Genomic DNA, 19,131 nt, shown 5'->3' on the forward strand with positions numbered 1-19,131 from the left:
GCTGGGGCGGCCAGCCCCAGCTTCGCGACGCGCCTACTCGCGGGCCGGTGCTGTCGCAAACGCGGCCCACAGGGGTTTTGCAGACCCTCCCTAGATCGGCGGCAGCCCGTGCCGGGCGCGGGCGCGCGCGCAGGCGTCGTCGCCGATGCCCATCGGCGCGCGTTCGCCGAACTCCCGGCACGGCGACGGCCGCCACTCATGGATGCCGCAGCTGGCCCGCTCGCCCACCTTGCCGCTGAGCGCCGCGCAGCGCGGCTGCGTATGGTCGGTGCCACGCAGGCGCATCAGGCGGCCGGTCAGCTCCACTGCCAGCCCGTCGGGCACGCAGCCGCCCTCGCTTTCCAGCTCGCTGCGGTCGAAGTCGACGCGGAAACTCGCGCAGCAGGCGCCGCAGCTCAGACAGGGGTTGCTACTCATCTCGCCAGTGTAGGCAGCGGTGAGACACTGGTTTCACCCCGGCCCACCCCGTCCATCATGCGCGCCACCCTGATCGCTTCCCTGCTGCTCGCGGCCGCCACGGCCCAGGCGGCCGACCTGACCGTCACCGTGCTGGACCGCAACGGCAAGCCGCTGGCCGATGCCGTCGTCCTCGTCGACAGCAGCGTGCAGGGCGCGCGGCCGGCGCCCGTGCTGGAGGCCGGCATCGCGCAGGAGAAGCTGCGCTTCGTGCCCGCCGTCACCGTCGTCGGGCTGGGCGCCAAGGTCAGCTTCAGCAACCTGGACAGCTGGGATCACCACGTCATCCTCGGCGTCATGGGCGCCGGCGGCGTCTACGTGGACCCGGGCCAGAACACGCAGTTCCGCCTCGCCGGCCGCGTCGGCAGCAAGCCTCCGGCCACCGACAGCAAGGTGCTGACGCAGCCCGGCGCCTACCTGCTGGGCTGCCACATCCACGGCTCCATGCGCGGCCATGTGTACGTGGCCGACACGCCCTGGGCGCGGCTCGGCGGCGACGACGGCCGCGCCCAGCTGCAGGGCCTGCCCGAAGGCCCGGCGCGCGTGCGCATCTGGCACCCGGACCAGCTCGTCGACGGCACGCCCACGCCGGTGCAGATCGCGGCGACGGGCAACGCGGTGACGGTGCACACGCAGGTCACGCCGGCCCGCAAGAAGCGCGCGGCGCCGGCAGCCGACCCGAACTACCCGGGCCTCTGAGCGATCACCTGGCGACAGGCTTCAGCCCGCGTTCACCGGGATGCGCCGCGGCTGGGCATGGGCCTGCTTGGGGATGCGAAGCCGCAGCACGCCGTCCTTGAGCTGCGCCTCGATGCGCGAGGCGTCCAGCTCGCGGCTCAGCGTGAAGGAGCGGCGGTAGCGCGGCAGGCGGACTTCGGCGTAGACCGGTTCCAGCCCACCCGGTGCGGTGGCGTCCACGCTGCCCTCGATGTGCAGCGTGTCGCCTTCGACCTGCAGGTCCAGCTGGTCGCGCGCCACACCGGGCAGGTCGGCCAGCAGCGTGATGCCGGTGTCGTCTTCGCGCACATCCACGCGCGGCGTGAGGGCGCGCCGGGCATCGCCGTCGGCGCTCGTGCGGGCCGTGTTGCGGTCGCGGCCGGTGTCGGTCTGAACAGCAGTGGTGCTCATGTCGGAACTCCTGGGCAAGCGGTTACTGGATGGCGATGCGCCGGGGCTGGGCCTCGGCCTGGCGGGCGACGCTGATGCGCAGGATGCCGTCGCGGTAGCTGGCATGGATCTGCGATGCGTCGGTGTCGTCGGGCAGGCTGACGGCGCGGCGGAAGCTGCCGCTGAAGCGCTCGCGGCTGTAAGTGCGCGCGCTGCCGTCCTGCGGCTCTGCGGCGCGTTCGCCGGCGATGGTCAGCACGCCGCGGTCCACGGTCACGTCGAGCCTGGCGGCGTCCAGGCCGGGCGCGAAGGCATAGATCTCCACGCTGGTCGGCGTGTTGCCCACGTTGATGGCCGGGAAGGCGCCGGGCGCGGTCGAGCGGATGCTGGACGGCGCACCGAAGCCGCCGAAGCTGTCATCGAACTCGCGCTGCAGGCGGTCGAAGTCGGAGAAGAAGCCGGAAGGAAAAGTCCAGAGTGACGAGTACATGCGAGCCTCCTTTCAAGTCGTGATGCCCGGGTGTCGGGGGCATCAGCGCCGAATTAGGAGCGCCTCGCGAGGTTTCAAGAGGGCGCGAAACAGGCGGTTGCGCGCCCTCGTTTCAGCTGCCGCCGGCCGGCTCGCGCACGACGGTGACCGTGCAGTCCGACTCTGCCACCACCTCGCCCGACACGCTGCCCAGGTAGCGCCGGATGGCCGACGCGCCGCGCGCGCCCATGACGATGTGGTCCACGCCGTTGCGGCGCGCGAAGTCCACCAGCGCGCCGGCCACGTCGGGCGCCTCCAGCACATGGAAGGTCAGCCGGCCGTCCGACAGGTCCAGCGCCTTGCTGATCGGCCGGGCCCAGTGCTTCAGCGCGATGAGCTGCTTCACGTGCAGGCTCTGGCCATGCTGGTCGGTCAGCTCGTCGATGCCGATGCGGTTGATCTTCATGACCGACACGCAGGCCAGCCGCGCGCCGGCCTCGGTCTGCACGATGCGGCGCACGGTCTCGCACAGCTGGGCGCGCAGCTCGTTGGTGCCGCGGTCGATCTCGACGGCGGCCATGATGATGGGGCTGCGCGCCAGCTGCTCCGCGACGGCCGGCACCGGCGCCGGCTCGGCGCCCAGCGCGAAGAACCAGCGCTTCAGCCGCAGCATCGCGCCGCTGGCCTGCAGCTTCTCGGCGCGGGCGGTCAGCGCCACGCCGCCCGGCTCGCGCAGGTCCAGCGCCAGCTGCGCGGCGCTCTGGTAGCGGCGCTCTGGGCGCACCTCCAGGCAGCGCAGGATGATTTCCTGCAGCCAGGCCGGCAACTCGGGCCGGATGGCGCGTGGCGGCACCGGCTCCACGTAGAGCCGGCGGCGCAGGCCGCGCACCGAGTTCGGCTGGCCGAACGGCCGCTCGCCGGTAGCGAGGTGGTAGAGCATGACGCCCAGCGCGAACAGGTCGCTGCGCGGGTCGCTGCGCACGAACTGCACCTGCTCCGGGCTCATGTACGGCCCGGTGCCCATGGGCAGCGTGAACTCTTCTTCCAGCAGGTCGGGCAGCTGCTCGTGGCGGCTCAGGCCGAAGTCCACCAGCACCGCCGTGCCGTCGGGGCGGAACATGATGTTGCTGGGCTTCACGTCCAGGTGCACGACATGCTGGCGGTGCAGCGCGGCCAGCGCGGTGGCCACGCGGGCGCCGATGTCGGCGACTTCCTCGGGCGGCAGCGGCGCGTCGTCCAGCCGCGGGCGCAGCGTGTCGCCGGGGATGCGCTCCATGACGATGAAGGCCTGGCGCGTCCAGTCGCCGCGAGCGACGAAGCGCGGCACGTGCGGGCCGCCGAGCTGCGGCATCAGCATCTGCTCGACCTCGAAGCCGACGATGGTGGCCGGGTCTTCGCCGCCCTTGATGCGCGGCACCTTCATCAGCAGCTCGTGGCCGTCGTCGTTGCCGTCGACGCGGCTGATGCGCCACAGGTTGGCCATGCCGCCCTGGTGCAGCCGCTCTTCCAGGCGGAAGCCGTCCAGCACCTGGCCGGCCTCCAGCGGGGCCGGCGGTGCCGGCGTGGATGCAGCAACGGTGCTCATTCGCCGACGGTCAGGCGCCGGGCCAGGCGCTCGACGATGGGCGACGGCAGGTCGGTGGCCCGCAGCGCATTGCAGGCGGCCTCGACGTCGTAGGCCACGCGCTGGAAGGTGATGCGGGCGTCGTCGAGGTCGCTCTTGGCCGGGTCCAGCAGCGCGTAGCAGGCCGCCGGGTTGCCGTCGCGCGGCTGGCCGCAGGAGCCGGGGATGGCCAGCCACTGGCGGTGGCCCGGCAGCGGCATCGGCACGCCGGCCAGCGGCCGGAAGTCGCCCGCCTTGCCGGTGCCGGACAGGTGGTACAGCATGGGCTCGTGCATGTGGCCGCAGACCTGGATGCGGGCGCTGCTGGCGTGCAGGCTCTTCACGGCCTCGGCGCGGCCCTGCACGTACTCCCAGCCGTTGGGCTGGAAGGCGTTGGCGTGCACGAACAGGCAGTTGCCGGGCTCACCGTGCGCCTGCAGCGGCAGACGGGCGAGGAAGCGCAGCTGGTCCTCGCTGAGCTGGGCACGCGTCCAGTCGATGACGGCGCGGGCATCCGGGTGCATGCCGGGCGTGCTGCCGTGGGCCACGGCCTCGTCGTGGTTGCCCTGGATGGCGATGGCGCCGTCGGCGGCCAGCGCCATGACCTGGTCCATGACCCAGGCCGGGTCGGCGCCGTAGCCGACGAAGTCGCCCAGCAGCGCGATGCGGGTCGCCCCCTGGGCTCGGGCGTCGGCGAGGACGGCCTCGAAAGCCTGTCGGTTGGCGTGAATGTCGGTGATGAAAGCCCAGCGCATAGCCCGACAGCTTGCCACGGCCCGCTGACGTCAGCCGGACACGCGTTCAGAGGCTTGCCAGATCGGGCCGGATGCGCGCCAGGGACGCCAGCAGCGCGCGGGCCGCGGCCGGGTCGCGCGGTGCCAGGGCTTGCGCCAGCCGGCGCAGCGGCTCGGCGGCGGGCTGGAAGTCGGGGCTCTGGCGCAGCACGGCCAGCAGCGGCGGGCCCACGCGGGCCAGCATGACGGCGGGGTCGGCGCTCGGCGCGGTGCGCCGGCCCAGGTCCAGGTAGCCGTGGCGCGCCTGCGCGTAGGCGTTCAGGCGTGGGGCGAGTTCGGGTGTTGCCAGCAGCGTGGTGGCGTTGAGGCTGACCTGGCCCAGCAGCGCCAGCAGCCGGTCGCGTGGCGCGGCGTCGGGCGCGTAGGTGATGCGCGGCGCGCGGTAGGCCACCCAGGGGCGGTCGTCGGTGTTCGGCGGCGCATCGCCCGCCAGGCGGTGCAGCGAGGTGCTGTCGGCGATGAGGCTGCCCAGCACGGCGAACTCGTCGGCGAGGCCGAAGGCCGCGGCCATTGGCGGCCGGGTGGTGCCGGGCGCGAATCGCGTGCCGCCCGCGCGGCCGACGAGGCCGACGGTGGGCGTGTCCAGGCTGTTGCTGGCCAGCAGCGCGGCGCCGTCGGGGAAGGCCTGCAGGAACGCGGCCGTGATGCTGCGCAGCGTGGCGATGTCCAGCTGGTGCAGCGGCAGCCACTGGCAGAACAGGCCCTGCGGCGCGAGGCGGTCGCGCACGGCCTGGAAGTGCTCCACCGTGTAGAGCGCGCCGGAGCCGCTGCGGGCGGGGTGGAAGTTGTCGGACACGACGACGTCGTAGCGCTGCGGCGCGGTGCGCACGAAGCGGCGGGCGTCGGCCGCGATGAGGCGCGGCGCGGGGCCATCGCCGAGCGGCGCCAGCGCGGGCTGGAACAGCGCCGACGCCTCGATGACCTCGGGCAACAGCTCCACGGCGTCCACCTGCAGGCCGGGCATGCGCGCGGCCACGCCCGACGTGACGCCGGAGCCCACGCCAAGGAACAAGGCCCGCTTCGCGTCGCCATGCAGCAACAGCGGCAGCAGCGCCTGGCGGCCGTCCACATGCAGCGTGGCGCTGCTGCCTTCCTGCTGGCGGTTGTTGATGCGCAGCCGCGCGACGCCGGCGTCGTCCTCGACGACGCTGACGGCAGCCATCGCGCCGTCGCGGTAGCTGAGCATGCGGCCGCCGTCGGGCAGGTCGATGAAGGCCAGCGGCGGGGCCAGTGCGGCGATGGCTGCCGTGGCGCCCGCCGGCAGCCACCAGCCTGGGCTGCGCCACGCGGGCATCAGCAGCAGATAGCCGGCCGCGACGAGCACCAGCGCCAGCTTGGGGCCAAGTGCCGGTGCCAGCGCGACGCCGAAGGTCGGTGCGGCAAGCATTGCGCCGAGCGTGTTGACACCCAGCGCGCGGCTGAACGGCTGGCCGGCGGCCGCGGCGTCGGCGCTCAGCTGGCAGAAGAGGGCGCCCATCAACGCCGTGGGCAGCGCGAACACGGCCGCGGCCAGCAAGGCCTCGGTGGCCAGCGCGCCCGCCAGCGTGCCGGGGTTCAGCGCCTGCTTCAGCGCCTCGGCGCCCCACAGCGCGGCCATGCCCAGCAGGATGCTGACGGCCAGCGCCTGCAGCAGCCGCGGCGTGTGGCGCAGTGCCGGCCAGCGCGCAAACGCCGCGGCGCCGCCGGCGCTGCCGGCGAGATACACGGCCAGCAGCAGCGCGAAGGTGTAGACGGTGTCCTCGGCCACCTGGCTGAGCACGCGCACGGCCAGCACCTCGTAGGCGATGCCCAGCAGGCCGGTGGCGGCCAGCAGCCACAGCGGGCGTGTCGACGTCGCCGGCAGCGGTGCCGCGGCCGGCCCGGCCCGCAGCGCGGTGCCGGCCAGCAGCGCGCAGCCGAGGTTCAGCGCCACGCACAGCCCGGCGCTGCGCGTGAGGCCCCAGTCCGGGATCAGCCAGAACGCCGTCGCCAGCACGCCCGCGACGGCGCCCAGCGTGTTGGCCGCGTACAGCGGCGCCACGCCGGCCGGGGCCAGGCGCGCCATGGCCGGCAGCGTCGCGCCCATGGCCGCCGTGGCCGGCAGCAGCAGCGCGAAGCTGGCGCCGAACGCCACGCACCAGTGCCAGGCGGGCGAGGCGTCCGGGCCGATCAGCTGCAGGGCGGCGCGGCTCGCCGCCGGCATGGCGAGCATCAGCACGCCGCCCCAGGCGCCGATCAGCGCCTCGCAGCCGGCATACCAGCGCAGCGGCCGGGCGCTGGCCTCGATGCGCCGGCCCAGCGCCAGCGCGCCCACTGACAGCCCGCCGAAGAAGGCGGCGACGACGGCCAGCACGGCGGCCGATTCATGCCCCAGCACCAGGCCGAACTGCTGCGTCCAGACGATCTGGTAGCCCAGCCCGGCAAAGCCGGACGCGGCCATCAGCAGCAGCGCGAGATGGCGCATCTCAGCTTTGGCGTCGTGCATGCAGCCGCGGACCGGTGCCGGGCCGCCCCAAGCCGGCCCGCAGGCGATGTGTTTGCGGCTCGATGCCGCAAGCATCGCCGTCCCCGCGGGGGACCGGCCAAGGTACTCCTTGGACGAGGGGCACCATGGTCATCCGTTGAACGTGAGCGTGTAGCCCCAGCTCTCCAGCCGCGTCGGGATCGCGTTGAAGGCCAGGCTGATGCGCCGCCCGCCGGCGTTGGGCGGCACCGCGTGCATCAGGTAGCTCGGGAACAGAATCAGGTCGCCCGGGCTCGGTGACGGGCTGACCCACTTCTCGGCGTTGTAGGCGCCGGTGGCCACGCCGGCGTGATCGTTCTTGATCGCGAAGTCATGCCCGCCGGGCGACTTCATGAACACGGTGCGGGCCGAGTCGTGCGTCTCGGTCAGGTAGACCACGCCGGACGCGAAGCTGTTGGCATGGTTGTGCATGGCCTGGCGGCCGCCGGTGTCCAGCACGTTGACCCACATCTCCTTGATGGCCCAGCCCAGCGGCTCGCCGAACAGGTGGCGGCCGAACTCGACGATGCGCGGCGTGATGAGGGCCGCGGCCTGCACCAGCAGCGGGCTGTCGGACGGCTGCAGCATGCGGGTGTGCGACAGCGCGTCGGAGCTGTTGTTGGGCTGCAGCGCGCGGGTGGTGAAGTGGTCCACCAGCGCGTTGACCAGCGGCGGCGGCAGCACGCCGGGCGAGCGTTGCACGGGAATGGGGAACAGCCCGATGACCTCGTCGGTCATGACAGCACCGCCGCCACGCGCAGCCACGACCAGTACGCCGCCACACCGCCGATGCCGTACAGCAGCACCGTGCGCGCACGCTGCACGGCCGGCCAGCGCGCGCTGATGCGCCACACGCCCCAGCACAGCGCCACCGTCATCAGCTGGCCCAGCTCCACACCGACGTTGAATGTCAGCAGCGCGACGAACAGGTGGTTCTCGGGCAGGCCGATCTCCTTCAGCGCGCCGGCGAAGCCCAGCCCGTGCACGAGGCCGAACAGGAAGGCCACCAGCGCCGGCCAGCGCCGCGCGAGCGTGTCGCGCCTGTTCAGCGCCTCCACGGCGACCAGCACGATGGACAGCGCGATGCTGGCTTCCACCGGTGCTGATGGCAGCGTCAGCAGCCCAAGCGCGCTGCTGGCCAGCGTGAGGCTGTGCGCGGCGGTGAAGGCGGTGATCGTCCACACGAGGTGACGGCGGAAGCCGACGAGGAACAGCAGCCCGATGACGAACAGCAGGTGGTCGATGCCGCCGAGGATGTGCTCCACGCCCAGCAGCGCGTAGGCGCTGGCGATCTCGCCCATGCCGCGCGGGTCGTCGGCGGCGCCGTACAGCTGCACGCTGGGTTGCGCCTTGGTCAGCGTGTAGACGCGCACCTGGCCGTCGCGCCAGTGCACCTTGACGAGCGCGGCCGAGAAGTACTCGCCGACGCCGCTGATGGCCAGCCGGCCCGCCAGGCCCGGGCCGGCGCAGCGCAGCCGCGTCGCGTCGGCCTCGCAGCCCTCGGGCCAGGTCACGCGCAGCACCTGCGACGGGTGGTACTTCTCGCTGGCACCCCACTGCCACATGAACTCGCCGGGCGCCACCTCGCGCACCTGCATCTCGGCCATGCTCATCTCGTGCGCCTGCGACGGCGCGGCGATGGCGGCCAGCGCGAGCAGCAGTGCGGCCCGCCACCAGGTCAGCAGGCGGCTCATTTCGTGCCGGCCTCGACCTGGACCTTGTACTTCTTCGCCAGCGTCGCGACGGCGGCGCTGCGCTGCTCGGCCATCGTGGCGTCGGTCCAGTCCTGCATGACGACGGGGCGCAGCGCCTCGAACTGCGCCGGCCGGGCGGCGGTGGCGGACTCCAGCCGCACGGCGCGCCAGCCGTCCTTGCCCTGCAGGGCCAGCCAGGTGCCGGGCGTGGCGGCTTCCAGCGCCTTGGCGAAGTCGTCGCCATAGCTCTGCACGAGGTTGCCGTGCGGCCGGCCCTTGAAGAGGCGCAGGCCGGCCTTGGCATCGCCTGGCGTGCCGGCGTTCAGCGCGGCGACGAAGGCGCGCACGGCGGCCTCGTCGGACGGGCCGTCCAGCACGGCTTCCTGGAAGTCGAAGCGGGGCGGTTCGTCGTAGCGGGCGCGGCGCGCCTCGAACCAGGCGCGCAGGCCGGCGTCGTCGATGGCGGGCGGCTTGACGCCGCTGTCCACCATGCTGAGCGCCTTGAAGATGACGCGCTCGCGGATGGCGCTGTCGCCCTTGTCCAGCTGCAGCGCGATGCCTTCGCGGTACAGCACCTCGTTATCCAGCCAGATCTGCTGCAGGGCCTTCAGTTCCTGCGCGTCGGGCTCGCGGCCGCGGGCGGCCTTGAAGGTCTGCACGGCCTCGGCCGTCACGTCGGCGCCGACGACGATGGTGTTCGCATCGCCAGCGCCGCGGTTCAGCGCGTGGTCGATGGCGAACAGCAGCGCGCCGATGGCGAGGAAGTGCAGCAGCGGTTCGCGCAGCCAGCCGGGCAGGCGTGTGGCGGGTGCGGCGGGGCGGTCCTGGGTGAGGGGGAACTGGGCAGACATGACGGCAGAAGAGGGGCTGCGGGTCATGCTAGTGACACAGTGCGACAGGACGACGACAAACGGAAAAGGGCGCCCCGCCATCGGCCGATGGCGGGGCGCCCCGTCGTCGTCACGCCGTCGGTGACGGCGTGAGGCGGTGCCGGTAGTTGCGGCTTATTTGACGCCGGCCACCAGCGTGGAGCCGGTGACTTCCACGTAGATCGGGTTGCTGTAGAACCACAGGTCCGACCAGGCGGCCACGTCGTAGGCCACCATCTTCTTGCCGTTCACGACCGGCAGGTGGTTGGGGCAGCCGTCGATGGTGGTGCTGCTGTTCCACAGCGCGCCGTTGGCGGGCACGTTGGTGCCGACCGTGGTGCAGGGGATGCGCAGGTTGGCCGTGACGGTGGCGTTCGTGAAGAGGTCGGACAGCGGGTTGCCGCTGGCGTCGGTCTCGTAGGGCAGGGCGGCGGGCAGGTTGCTGCCGCGCACGCGCACGTACTGCGAGGCCTGGACCGCGGGGATGCGGTAGGTCATCTTCAGGAAGCCGCTGCCGTCCACGCCGGACTGCACCTGCACCCACGGGTTCGCGCCGGCGGCGCTGAAGCTGCGGATGATGGCGGCCGTCGTGTTCTTGGCGGCGGCGGGCACGGCGGCCAGGCCGGCCGTGCTGCCGTCGGCCTTCAGCCAGTCGTTGTTGCGCGGCCATTCGCCCGAGTAGTCGGCAGCGCCCGGCGTGCGGTAGCCGCTGACCATGCCGCGGATCAGGTCCACGTGGTCCAGCACCGGCTGGTTGATCGGCTGGTTGACGCCGATCTGCGCCAGCGACGGGTTCGGGAAGCTGTAGGGCGAGAAGTTGTTGCCGGCGGGGTCGCGCAGCGCAATGCTGACGACGATCTCGGCACCCGGGCGCACCTTGAGCTTCTGGCCCATCGTGGCGCAGTTGGCGGCGTCCACGTCGGTGGCGCTCGTGGCGGCGGCCACGGCCAGGGCTTCGACGGACGCGTTGCTGCGCGCACCGACGCCGGCGTAGGACGCGCAGGCGACGATGGCGAAGCGGTCGATCAGCTGGCCGCTGGCGGCCCAGGCGTTGCCGGTGCGCAGGCCGTCGACGATGGCCTGCGGGCGGATCTTGTCGCTGCCGTTGCGCACCAGCACGTGGGTGCGCTGGTATTCGCCGGGGTAGAAGTCCTGCGTGGAGCGGCGGTCATCCGGGCCGAAGCTGCCGCGGTTGTGCCAGTCGGAGCTGGCGAAGAACCACCAGTTACGGCCTTCGCCCAGCAGCGCGTCCCACACGCCGCCGACCTGCGCGCCGTAGACGCCGGTGCCGCCGTAGGTCGTGCCGCCGACGGAGTCGACGTTGGTGGGCGAGCCGGTGAAGCCGTTGCGCAGCTGGCGGTACTCGCCGCGCTCGGCGGAGGCGCCGTGGCCCGGCTGGGTCTCGAAGCCGAAGGCGATGTCCGGCGCGGTGTTGTTGAAGTTGCGCAGGTGCTCGATGTTGAAGCCGTTGTTGCCGTCCGGGTTGAACGGGCCGGCGCGCTCCAGGTGGGCGGGCACGTAGTAGCTGGCGCTGCCGTGCAGCTCCTTCATCCACTTCAGCGCTTCCAGCGTCTTCAGGTGGCCCTTGGTGCCGACGCCCGAACCCACGCCGCTGCCGGTGGGCATCAGCTTCTGGGCGGTGGCGTTCCAGCTCGGGTCGGCGGCGTTGGCGCTGCCCGTCACGGCGCAGTTCCAGTTGTTGCCGACGTTGGAGCCGGCCGGGTTGCCGCGGCTGGTGTCGGTGTCGCCACGGTCGAAGCAGTACGACCACTGCGACAGCGCGTTGGCATTGCCCAGCGCCGTGTAGCCGGGCGTGTTGGGCAGCGTGGCGTTGTCCAGCGACGCGGGCATCTGGCCCGTGATGACGGCCATGGAGCTGTGCTCATGGCCGGCCACGACGGATTCCAGGCCGACGAACAGCGGCAGGTTCTTCTGCGCCGCGAGGTACTCGACGACGGGGTACTGGAACTCCTGCAGCGACTGCCAGCGCCACATGTTCGTGCCGCCGGTGCCGTTGCCCTTGATGGCGGCGGCGCCGATGCTGTTGGCCCAGGTCGTCGTGGGGCCCTTGCCGTCGACGAAGGGGTAGGCGGGCGTGGACAGCGACGCGTCCTCGACCAGCGTGCAGTTGCGGTTGCCGTTGCCGCCGTGGCCGGCCTGGACGAACCAGTCGAGGCCCCAGGGCGAGTCGGTGGTCTTGTCGGTGACCTTCTTCACCAGCTTCTGCATCGAGATGGCGCCATCGGAGCAGGTGGTGTGGTTGTGGAAGTCGCCGGACACGTACTTGCCGGGCGTCTTGCCGGCGGCCGTGGCGAGGTTGGGCGCAATGACTGCAGCGCTGCCCAGCGCGGCAAATGCGGCCAGGGCGATCTGGCTCTTGCTGAAGAGTTGGGACATGGAAGCGGCTCCGGAAGGAAGTAGGGAGGGCCAAAAACGGGGCGGATGCTAGGCAGCCGCGATGACCCGGGCGTGACGGGATGGCGACGGCTCGCAGGCCGCCCGGCAGGGGTCAGCGCAGCACTGCGTAGTCGATGTTGAGCAGCGCCTCCACGGGCGGCGCGTGCTCGAACAGCAGGCGCAGCGGGAAGCTGCGGCCCACCTGCAACGGCTGCTGCAGGTCCAGCAGCTCGATGTGCAGGCCTTCCTCGGTCAGCGTCAGTTCGCTGCCTTCGCGGATCAGCAGGGACAGGTCTTTTGCCCCCTCCGGCGCGCCCGGGCCGGCCAGCCGCGCCCCCGCAGCCACGGGGGTCTCCACACCCACCAGCCGGTCGGTGCGGCGCACTTCGTCGAAGCGCATGCACAGCCGCGCGGTGTCGGCGTCGACGCGCGTGGCCCGCGCCCACGGGTGCCAGATGCGCAGGTGCTCGCTGAAGAACTCGCAGGCCCGTGCGGGGCGGGCCAGGCCGGCGGCGCCCAGCGCGATGAGCAGATGGCGGCGGAGCAGGGGGGGGCGGTGCATGGTGGGGCAGGGCAGACGGGGCTCGCGACCATCGCAGCGCGCGATGACAGCGATGTGAAGCGTCGGCGGTGGCGGCACGATGCCTTCGTTGCGTCACGCGCCTGTCGTCTTGCGTCCCCACACTCCGGCCCGACTCAAACGCAGCGGCTACTACGGCCGCCCCAACATCTCAATCCCTGGAGTTCTTCGATGAAGCTCGCCGCTCTCGCCCTGGCCCTCGGCCTCGTCTCCCCGGCCTTCGCTGCCGCCCCGCTGTCCGTGGACTTTGAAAAGAACTGGTCGTATGGCGAGGAAGTCGCCGGCACCTACGAAGGCGTGAGCTTCACGAACGTGCTGGGCCTGTCCAACGACGTCGACTTCAGCTACTTCACGAACGCGCCGTCGCCGCTGGGCGTGGCCTATGTGCAGCTGGACGGCGTCGTCAACACCGCCGCCTACATGAACGTGGCCGCGGGCGTCACCGGTGGCCTGAGCTTCCACTACGCCGGCACCGAAGCCGTCACCATCAGCGCCTACTCCGGCCTGAACGGCACCGGCACGCTGCTGGGCAGCGTCACGCTGTCTGCCACGGGCGACTACTCGACGTGGAAGCAGACCGTGCTGAGCTTTGCCGGCTCGGCCCAGTCCTTCGACCTGACCGGCCTGAACGGCGTTGCCGCGCTGGACAACATCGCCGCGGTGCCGGAGCCGAGCAGCATCGCGCTGCTGCTGGCCGGTGGTGCGCTGCTGCTGGCCCGCCGCCGTCGCGCCTGAGCGACCTCGCTCCGCGGAAAAGCCGGCTGCTTGCAGCCGGCTTTTTTGTTGGCTCGCTGCGTGCTGTCTCGTGACGCAGCATTGGCCAGAGGTTGTCCGCAGCAGGCTGGCACCAGCCCCAACGAAAACGCCCCACGGGCGTGGGGCGTTGGGGGGGCGGAAACCGGATCAGCCGAGGCGACGGCGTGCCAGCAGGCCCAGCACGCCCAGGCCGGCCAGCATCAGCGCATAGGCCTGCGGCTCGGGCACGGCCGAGACGGTCAGGTTGTCGGCCACGATGCCCACGCCCTTGAAGGCGATGGAGCGGATGTCGGCCTGGCTGCGCGTGATGCCCACGAACAGGCCCTCGTCGTAGCCGAAGCTGCCCGACGCGGCGTTGAACGTGATGTTGTGCGTCTCGATGATCTGGTTGTTCTGGCCGTAGGCCGACACCTCCAGCGTCAGCGGGAACGGCAGCACCGCGTTGGCGTACAGGCTCACGTAGGCGCCGGCGCCGCTCGTCAGCGCGCCGGTGAACGTGAAGCGCAGCTCACCCGCGACGCCGCCCGCGGCGAAGTGGCCGCTGCGGTCGGCGTTGCCGATGACGGTCCACAGGCCGTTGTCGCCCAGGTCGCGCGACGTGGCGCCCAGCTCGGCGTGGCTGTCGCCGGTGAACGTGATGCCGGGGGCCAGCGTCACGGGGCCGCTGGTCAGCAGGCCGTCGAAGGCCTCGAAGTCGACGACGGTCAGCGCGCTGCCCACGGCGGCGGGGGCGTTCACGACGGCGGCCTGCGCCGGCAGCGCGGCGGCGGCCAGCAGGGCTGCGGCGATCAGAGGTTGTTTCATGGGATGTCCTTGTCGTTGTGAGATCGGAGGGGGCTCAGGTGCCGATGACGCCGCCGTCGTCCTTGGTGATGACGACCACGGCCGAGCGCGGGCGGCCGGCGGGCAGCGGCGTGGTGCCGTCGGCCTCGACGGTCCACTGGTTCTGCGGCCAGTTGGAGAACTGGGTGGGGTTGGTGAAGGGCGCGTCCTCGCCCGGGTGCTGCACGCCCACCAGCAAGGTGCGGCCGTCCGGCGTCATCGTGATGCCGGTGATCTCGCACTTGTTCGGGCCGGTCAGGAAGCGGCGCGTCTCGCCGGTGGCCGGGTCGGCGCAGACCATCATGTTGCCGCCGATGTTGATGAAGTCGCCGCTGCCGTCGCCGATCTGGTCGGTCTGCACCCACAGGCGGCCGAACGGGTCGAACCACAGGCCGTCCGGTGCGCCGTAGTCGGCGCTGCCGTTGGGGCTGTCGTTGATGTTGCCTTCGTACTGGGTCTTGGGCGTCTTGCTGGTGGCGGTGTCGCCGGCCTGGGCAAAGATGTCCCACGTGAAGGTGGTGGCGGTGACGGTCTTGCCGTCCTCGCGCCAGCGCAGGATGTGGCCGTACAGGTTGTTGGCGCGCGGGTTGGCGGCGTCCACCGCCGGGCGGGCGCTGGCAGCGGCGGTGGAGCCGTCGGCGGCGTTGGCGCTGGGCGTGGCGGCGCTGCCGCGGCGGTTGTTGTTGGTCAGCGTGCAGTAGATCTCGATGTCGCTGTAGCCGTTGGTGCGCGGGCGCGCACCGGTCCACTCGGGGCGGTCCATCATCGTGGCGCCCACGGCGTCGCCGGCCATGCGGGCCTTGATGAGGATCTTGGCCAGCACCTCGGCGTCGTTCGCGCCGGCGAAGTTCGGGTTGTCGCGCAGCGCCACGCCGTCCACGCCGACGGTGCCGGGCTGCAGCGCGATCCACTGGCCGGTCAGGTCGGCGGCGAACTTGGCGACGTACAGCGTGCCGCTGTCCAGCAGGTCACGGTTGGCGGCGCGGTTGGCGGGGTTGAAGGTGCCCGCGCAGACGAACTTGTAGATGTACTCGTTGCGCTCGTCGTCGCCCATGTAGAAGGCGACGCGGTTCTGCGCGTCCACCACATGCTGCGCGCTCTCGTGCTTGAAGCGGCCCAGCGCGGTGCGCTTGACGGGCGCGGCCGCGGGGTTGGCCGGGTCGATCTCGACCACCCAGCCGAACAGGTTGGCTTCGTTCGGGTTGGCGTTCAGGTCGAAGCGCGGGTCGGTTTCGTGCCAGCGGTAGCCGAAGCCGGCGGCCACCAGGCCGTAGCGGTTGAACAGCTTGCCGGTCTCGCCGGACGTGGGGGCGGGCACGGCGCTGGTGCTGCCGAAGTTGCCGTTGAAGTTCTCTTCGCAGGTCAGGTAGGTGCCCCAGGGCGTGGTGCCGTTGGCGCAGTTGTTGATCGTGCCGTAGGCGGTGGTGCCGTCCGTCAGCGTGCCGGTGTCGACCGTGCCGGCGTCGCCGATGGCGTACTTGCGTGCCTTCAGCAGCGCGTGGCCGGCGGCCGGGCCGCTGACCTTGCACAGCGTGTTGGCCGTGATGCGGCGGCCGTAGGGCGAGTTCTTCACGACCTGCCAGCTGCCGTTGACGCGGCGCAGCTCGCACACCGACACGCCATGCGCGGCCTGCGACTTGCGCGTCTTGGCGATGCTGTAGCCGGCGGCCTGGCCGTCGGGGAACAGCAGGTCTTCGTGCGTGTACTCGTTGTTCGCGCACAGCACGCCGCGGTCGCTCAGCGCCACGCCGCCGGCGCCTTGCAGCGGGAAGAAGTGCATGCCGTCGGTGTGCATGCCGTACTGCTTGGCCTGCTGGGCCGCCGTCTCGCTGGCATCGCCCTTGAACGCGGTGCCGCCGGGCATGATGGGGTCGCCCCAGGCGACCAGCAGCTTGGCGGTGTAGCCGGCCGGGACGGTGATCTTGTCGACCACGGCGCTGGCGCTGCCGCCCAGGCTCACGTTCAGCGCGCGCGTGTTGGCGGGCACGTTGGCGAAGGCGATGGGTTGCGACAGCGTGGAGGCGCTGGCCGCCTGCACGGTCTGCACCAGGCCGCCCAGCGACAGCCCGCCGGCCGCGGCCAGCGCACCGGCGCCGACGCCACCGCGGACGAAGTTGCGGCGGCCGGCGTCGACGCGGTCGATGACGTCGAGGATGGACTCGTTGCCCGACGGGTTCAAAGACCGGTCGTTGCGGGGATGGCTGTTGCCCTTCATGCGCGCTCCTGCTTCGTTGCTGGCTGTCGCCGTGCGCGGTGGCGCACGGATCAGCGCGCAATCTCGCAGCGCTCCAAGACGCGCCGATGACGCCGGATCAGGGCGCGCGCCCGCCTCCCCCGCGGATGCGGGGGCAAAGAAAAAGCCGGCGGTTGCCGGCTTGATGCGGGGGAGGGCGGCGCGTCAGCCGATGCGGCCCAGCAGCAGGTACTCCATGAGTGCCTTCTGCACGTGCATGCGGTTCTCAGCTTCATCCCACACGACCGACTGCGGCCCGTCGATGACGTCCGCCGCCACCTCCTCGCCGCGGTGCGCCGGCAGGCAGTGCATGAAGAGCGCGTCCGGCTTGGCGCGGGCCATCATGTCGCGGTCCACGCACCAGTCGGCGAACGCGGCCTTGCGGGCCTCGTTCTCGGCCTCGTAGCCCATGCTGGTCCAGACGTCGGTCGTCACCAGGTCGGCGCCGATGCAGGCCTCGCGCGGGTCCTTGAAGACCTTGTAGCAGCCGGCGTCCTTGATGCCGGCCACCGCCGGGTCGACGCCGTAGCCGCTGGGCGTGCTGACATGCACCGTGAAGCCCAGGATCTCCGCCGCCTGCAGCCAGGTGTTGGCCATGTTGTTGCCGTCGCCCACCCAGGCCACGACGCGGCCCTTCAGGCAGTCCATGTCGATGCTGCCGCGGCGGTCCATGCCGCGGGCTTCGATGAACGTGAACAGGTCGGCCAGGATCTGGCAGGGGTGGTACTCGTTCGTCAGGCCGTTGATGACCGGCACGCGCGAGTGCGCCGCGAAGCGCTCGAGCTTGCTCTGCTCGAAGGTGCGGATCATGACGATGTCGACCATGCGACTGATGACGCGCGCCGAGTCCTCCACCGGCTCGGCGCGGCCCAGCTGGCTGTCGCCGGTCGTCAGGTGCACGACCGAGCCGCCCATCTGGTACATGCCCGCCTCGAAGCTGACGCGCGTGCGCGTGCTGGCCTTCTCGAAGATCATGGCCAGCGTGCGGTCCTGCAGCGGCTGGTACTTCTCGTAGTTCTTGAAGCGGCGCTTGATGATGCCGGCGCGGTCGAACAGGTGGGCGTATTCCTCGGCCCGCAGGTCCTTGAACTGGAGGTAGTGGCGCATCAAGGTGTCTCCCGGCTTCATGGCTTGGGCTCGGCCAGGAAGGCCTTGATCAGCGGCACCAGCAGGGCCGTGATCTGGCGCGCCTCGTCGTGCGTGAGGATGAGTGGCGGCAGCAGGCGCACGACGCGGTCGGCCGTTACGCTGATGAGCAGGCCGGCCTCCAGCGCGCGCGTCAGCAGCACGCCGCAGGGGCGGTCCAGCTCGATGCCCAGCATCAGGCCCTGGCCGCGGATGTCGACGACGCCGGCCTCACCGGCCAGGCCCTCGGCCAGCCCGTTGCGCAGCGTGGCGCCCACGGCCTCGGCGTTCGCCAGCAGGCCGTCCTCTTGCATGACCTTCAGCGTCTCGACACCGGCGCGCATGGCCAGCGGGTTGCCGCCGAACGTGGTGCCGTGGTTGCCGGCCTTCAGCACACCGGCCGCGCGCGGGCCGCAGACGACGGCGCCGACGGGCACGCCCGAGCCCAGGCCCTTGGCCAGCGGCATCACGTCCGGCTGGATGCCGGCCCACTGGTGGGCGAACCACTTGCCGGTGCGGCCGATGCCGCACTGCACCTCGTCCAGCATCAGCAGCAGGTCGTGCTGGTCGCAGACGCGGCGCAGCGCCTGCAGGAACTCGACGCGCGCCGGGTTGATGCCGCCTTCGCCCTGGATGGTCTCCAGGAAGATGGCCGTGACGCCGGGATGCGCCGCGATGGCGGCCTCCACGGCGGCGATGTCGTTGAGCTTCACGCGCACGAAGCCCGGCACCAGCGGGCCGAAGCCGGCGTGGATCTTGGGGTTGGCCGTGGCCGACAGCGTCGCGATGGAGCGGCCGTGGAAGGCGCCCTCGAAGACGATGACCTCGGGCGACTCGACGCCGCGGTCATGGCCGAACTTGCGCGCGATCTTCAGCGCCGCCTCGTTGGCCTCCAGGCCGCTGTTGCAGAAGAAGACATTGGCCAGGCCCGACAGCTCGACGAGCTTGTCGGCCAGTTGCTCCTGCAGCGGGATGCGGTAGTAGTTGCTGGTGTGGATCAGCTTGGTGACCTGATCCTGCAGCGCCGCCACCAGGCGCGGGTGGTTGTGGCCCAGCGTGTTGACGGCGATGCCCGCCAGCCCGTCCAGCAATCGTCGGCCGGCCGTGTCCCAGACCCAGCTGCCCTGGCCGTGCGAAAGCGCAACAGGCAGGCGGCCGTAGGTCGGCATCACGTGGGCGTCGGACGGGAGGGGCACAGCGTTCATCGGGTCTCCGATTGGGTTGAGGAAAAGTGGACTTTTGATTCTAGAGTCGATGCGAAGCGCTTTGCTGCGGCGCAACAGATCGCCGTGGGCCAAGGCACAATAGCGGCCTCTGGCGGCGGTGGTCCGCTGACCCGCGAAGCCGACCGATTTCCATGACCGTTGCCCAACCGCCGCGCGAAGTATTCATCCAGGGTGTGACATTGGATGGACGCACCTTCCGCCCGAGCGACTGGGCCGAACGGCTGGCCGGCGCGATGTCCAGCTTCCGCCCCGGCGGCGCCCGCATGGGCATCGGTGCCCACATCGGGTACTCCCCGTATTGCGTGCCCACCGTCATCAACGGCGTGAAATGCGTCATCGTGAACGAGGAACTGCGCCGGCTGGAACCGATGGCCTGGGACTTCGTCATGAACTTCGCACGCGACAACAAGCTGCAGGTCGCGGACGCTTGCCTGCTGCCCGACGGCAAGCCGGGCGCCTGACCCCCTGTCCCGGGGCGGATTAGCGACATTCCCAGGCCGCGACGGGGCGGCCGGCCG

General features: G+C 71.5%; 18 protein-coding genes. 3 read left to right on the forward strand and 15 right to left on the reverse strand.

Annotation, left to right across the window (positions count from 1 at the left end):
* Positions 1–90 precede the first annotated feature (90 nt).
* On the reverse strand, positions 91–417 hold the full coding sequence (locus AC1Q7O_RS22160; RefSeq protein ID WP_492658791.1) for a YkgJ family cysteine cluster protein: 327 nt from the start codon (positions 415–417) through the stop codon (positions 91–93).
* 57 nt (positions 418–474) lie between these two features.
* Here AC1Q7O_RS22160 and AC1Q7O_RS22165 point away from each other — a divergent pair, with 57 nt between their 5' ends.
* On the forward strand, positions 475–1,155 hold the full coding sequence (locus AC1Q7O_RS22165; protein WP_492658792.1) for a cupredoxin domain-containing protein: 681 nt from the start codon (positions 475–477) through the stop codon (positions 1,153–1,155).
* Between the two features lie 21 nt (positions 1,156–1,176).
* On the opposite strand, the gene AC1Q7O_RS22170 is transcribed toward AC1Q7O_RS22165, so the two are convergent.
* From AC1Q7O_RS22170 to AC1Q7O_RS22215, 10 genes are all read right to left on the reverse strand, one after another.
* Positions 1,177–1,584, reverse strand: coding sequence for an Hsp20/alpha crystallin family protein (locus tag AC1Q7O_RS22170; RefSeq protein ID WP_492658793.1), 408 nt, complete (start codon positions 1,582–1,584; stop codon positions 1,177–1,179).
* Between the two features lie 22 nt (positions 1,585–1,606).
* The gene (locus AC1Q7O_RS22175; RefSeq protein ID WP_492658794.1) at positions 1,607–2,053 is read right to left on the reverse strand and encodes an Hsp20/alpha crystallin family protein; all 447 of its coding nucleotides are present in this window, start codon (positions 2,051–2,053) and stop codon (positions 1,607–1,609) included.
* A 112-nt stretch (positions 2,054–2,165) separates the two neighbouring features.
* Positions 2,166–3,617 (reverse strand): protein kinase domain-containing protein, encoded by a 1,452-nt coding sequence (locus AC1Q7O_RS22180; RefSeq protein ID WP_492658795.1) that lies wholly within the window; start codon positions 3,615–3,617, stop codon positions 2,166–2,168.
* Positions 3,614–4,390 (reverse strand): metallophosphoesterase family protein, encoded by a 777-nt coding sequence (locus tag AC1Q7O_RS22185; RefSeq protein ID WP_492658796.1) that lies wholly within the window; start codon positions 4,388–4,390, stop codon positions 3,614–3,616. Before AC1Q7O_RS22185 ends, AC1Q7O_RS22180 begins: the two co-directional genes overlap by 4 nt.
* A gap of 46 nt (positions 4,391–4,436) precedes the next feature.
* A complete protein-coding gene (locus AC1Q7O_RS22190) occupies positions 4,437–6,893 on the reverse strand; it encodes a spermine/spermidine synthase domain-containing protein (protein ID WP_492658797.1) in 2,457 nt (818 codons plus the stop codon).
* A 129-nt stretch (positions 6,894–7,022) separates the two neighbouring features.
* Positions 7,023–7,649: a putative 2OG-Fe(II) oxygenase gene (locus tag AC1Q7O_RS22195; protein WP_492658798.1), complete on the reverse strand. Its 627-nt coding sequence runs from the start codon at positions 7,647–7,649 to the stop codon at positions 7,023–7,025.
* Positions 7,646–8,605 carry a HupE/UreJ family protein gene (locus tag AC1Q7O_RS22200; protein ID WP_492658799.1) on the reverse strand — a complete coding sequence of 320 codons (960 nt, stop codon included), beginning with the start codon at positions 8,603–8,605 and terminating at the stop codon, positions 7,646–7,648. The genes AC1Q7O_RS22195 and AC1Q7O_RS22200 overlap by 4 nt, the downstream gene beginning before the upstream one ends.
* A complete protein-coding gene (locus AC1Q7O_RS22205) occupies positions 8,602–9,456 on the reverse strand; it encodes a peptidyl-prolyl cis-trans isomerase (RefSeq protein WP_492658800.1) in 855 nt (284 codons plus the stop codon). Before AC1Q7O_RS22205 ends, AC1Q7O_RS22200 begins: the two co-directional genes overlap by 4 nt.
* A gap of 153 nt (positions 9,457–9,609) precedes the next feature.
* Positions 9,610–11,871, reverse strand: a complete 2,262-nt coding sequence (locus tag AC1Q7O_RS22210; protein WP_492658876.1) for a hypothetical protein — start codon at positions 11,869–11,871, stop codon at positions 9,610–9,612.
* Between the two features lie 112 nt (positions 11,872–11,983).
* Positions 11,984–12,433 carry a copper chaperone PCu(A)C gene (locus AC1Q7O_RS22215; RefSeq protein ID WP_492658801.1) on the reverse strand — a complete coding sequence of 150 codons (450 nt, stop codon included), beginning with the start codon at positions 12,431–12,433 and terminating at the stop codon, positions 11,984–11,986.
* 189 nt (positions 12,434–12,622) lie between these two features.
* On the opposite strand from AC1Q7O_RS22215, the gene AC1Q7O_RS22220 reads away from it, so the two are divergent.
* Positions 12,623–13,186 carry a PEP-CTERM sorting domain-containing protein gene (locus AC1Q7O_RS22220; RefSeq protein ID WP_492658802.1) on the forward strand — a complete coding sequence of 188 codons (564 nt, stop codon included), beginning with the start codon at positions 12,623–12,625 and terminating at the stop codon, positions 13,184–13,186.
* Between the two features lie 168 nt (positions 13,187–13,354).
* Here AC1Q7O_RS22220 and AC1Q7O_RS22225 read toward each other — a convergent pair whose 3' ends face one another.
* The 4 genes from AC1Q7O_RS22225 to AC1Q7O_RS22240 all read right to left on the reverse strand — a co-directional run bounded on the left by AC1Q7O_RS22225 (position 13,355) and on the right by AC1Q7O_RS22240 (position 18,592).
* Positions 13,355–14,011 (reverse strand): PEP-CTERM sorting domain-containing protein, encoded by a 657-nt coding sequence (locus AC1Q7O_RS22225; protein WP_492658803.1) that lies wholly within the window; start codon positions 14,009–14,011, stop codon positions 13,355–13,357.
* A 34-nt stretch (positions 14,012–14,045) separates the two neighbouring features.
* Entirely contained in the window at positions 14,046–16,244 is a 2,199-nt protein-coding gene (locus AC1Q7O_RS22230; protein WP_492658804.1) for a PhoX family protein, read from the reverse strand.
* A 183-nt stretch (positions 16,245–16,427) separates the two neighbouring features.
* On the reverse strand, positions 16,428–17,390 hold the full coding sequence (gene argF, locus AC1Q7O_RS22235; RefSeq protein WP_492658805.1) for an ornithine carbamoyltransferase: 963 nt from the start codon (positions 17,388–17,390) through the stop codon (positions 16,428–16,430).
* Complete coding sequence (locus AC1Q7O_RS22240; RefSeq protein WP_492658806.1) at positions 17,387–18,592, reverse strand: aspartate aminotransferase family protein; 1,206 nt, start codon at positions 18,590–18,592, stop codon at positions 17,387–17,389. Before AC1Q7O_RS22240 ends, argF begins: the two co-directional genes overlap by 4 nt.
* Positions 18,593–18,744: 152 nt before the next feature.
* On the opposite strand from AC1Q7O_RS22240, the gene AC1Q7O_RS22245 reads away from it, so the two are divergent.
* Positions 18,745–19,074, forward strand: a complete 330-nt coding sequence (locus tag AC1Q7O_RS22245; RefSeq protein WP_492658807.1) for a DUF3579 domain-containing protein — start codon at positions 18,745–18,747, stop codon at positions 19,072–19,074.
* Positions 19,075–19,131: the final 57 nt, after the last annotated feature.

It is taken from the genome of Roseateles sp. GW823-FHT07B05, assembly GCF_058794515.1.

Bases quoted from the DNA above. Each gene is read 5' to 3' on its own strand.
- AC1Q7O_RS22205 (WP_492658800.1), bottom strand. From the start codon at position 9,456: ATGTCTGCCCAGTTCCCCCTCACCCAGGACCGCCCCGCCGCACCCGCC.
- AC1Q7O_RS22160 (WP_492658791.1), bottom strand. From the start codon at position 417: ATGAGTAGCAACCCCTGTCTGAGCTGCGGCGCCTGCTGCGCGAGTTTC.
- AC1Q7O_RS22225 (WP_492658803.1), bottom strand. From the start codon at position 14,011: ATGAAACAACCTCTGATCGCCGCAGCCCTGCTGGCCGCCGCCGCGCTG.
- AC1Q7O_RS22170 (WP_492658793.1), bottom strand. From the start codon at position 1,584: ATGAGCACCACTGCTGTTCAGACCGACACCGGCCGCGACCGCAACACG.
- AC1Q7O_RS22245 (WP_492658807.1), top strand. From the start codon at position 18,745: ATGACCGTTGCCCAACCGCCGCGCGAAGTATTCATCCAGGGTGTGACA.
- AC1Q7O_RS22220 (WP_492658802.1), top strand. From the start codon at position 12,623: ATGAAGCTCGCCGCTCTCGCCCTGGCCCTCGGCCTCGTCTCCCCGGCC.
- AC1Q7O_RS22230 (WP_492658804.1), bottom strand. From the start codon at position 16,244: ATGAAGGGCAACAGCCATCCCCGCAACGACCGGTCTTTGAACCCGTCG.
- AC1Q7O_RS22200 (WP_492658799.1), bottom strand. From the start codon at position 8,605: ATGAGCCGCCTGCTGACCTGGTGGCGGGCCGCACTGCTGCTCGCGCTG.
- AC1Q7O_RS22210 (WP_492658876.1), bottom strand. From the start codon at position 11,871: ATGTCCCAACTCTTCAGCAAGAGCCAGATCGCCCTGGCCGCATTTGCC.
- AC1Q7O_RS22175 (WP_492658794.1), bottom strand. From the start codon at position 2,053: ATGTACTCGTCACTCTGGACTTTTCCTTCCGGCTTCTTCTCCGACTTC.
- AC1Q7O_RS22185 (WP_492658796.1), bottom strand. From the start codon at position 4,390: ATGCGCTGGGCTTTCATCACCGACATTCACGCCAACCGACAGGCTTTC.
- AC1Q7O_RS22165 (WP_492658792.1), top strand. From the start codon at position 475: ATGCGCGCCACCCTGATCGCTTCCCTGCTGCTCGCGGCCGCCACGGCC.
- AC1Q7O_RS22195 (WP_492658798.1), bottom strand. From the start codon at position 7,649: ATGACCGACGAGGTCATCGGGCTGTTCCCCATTCCCGTGCAACGCTCG.
- argF (WP_492658805.1), bottom strand. From the start codon at position 17,390: ATGAAGCCGGGAGACACCTTGATGCGCCACTACCTCCAGTTCAAGGAC.
- AC1Q7O_RS22180 (WP_492658795.1), bottom strand. From the start codon at position 3,617: ATGAGCACCGTTGCTGCATCCACGCCGGCACCGCCGGCCCCGCTGGAG.
- AC1Q7O_RS22215 (WP_492658801.1), bottom strand. From the start codon at position 12,433: ATGCACCGCCCCCCCCTGCTCCGCCGCCATCTGCTCATCGCGCTGGGC.
- AC1Q7O_RS22190 (WP_492658797.1), bottom strand. From the start codon at position 6,893: ATGCACGACGCCAAAGCTGAGATGCGCCATCTCGCGCTGCTGCTGATG.
- AC1Q7O_RS22240 (WP_492658806.1), bottom strand. From the start codon at position 18,592: ATGAACGCTGTGCCCCTCCCGTCCGACGCCCACGTGATGCCGACCTAC.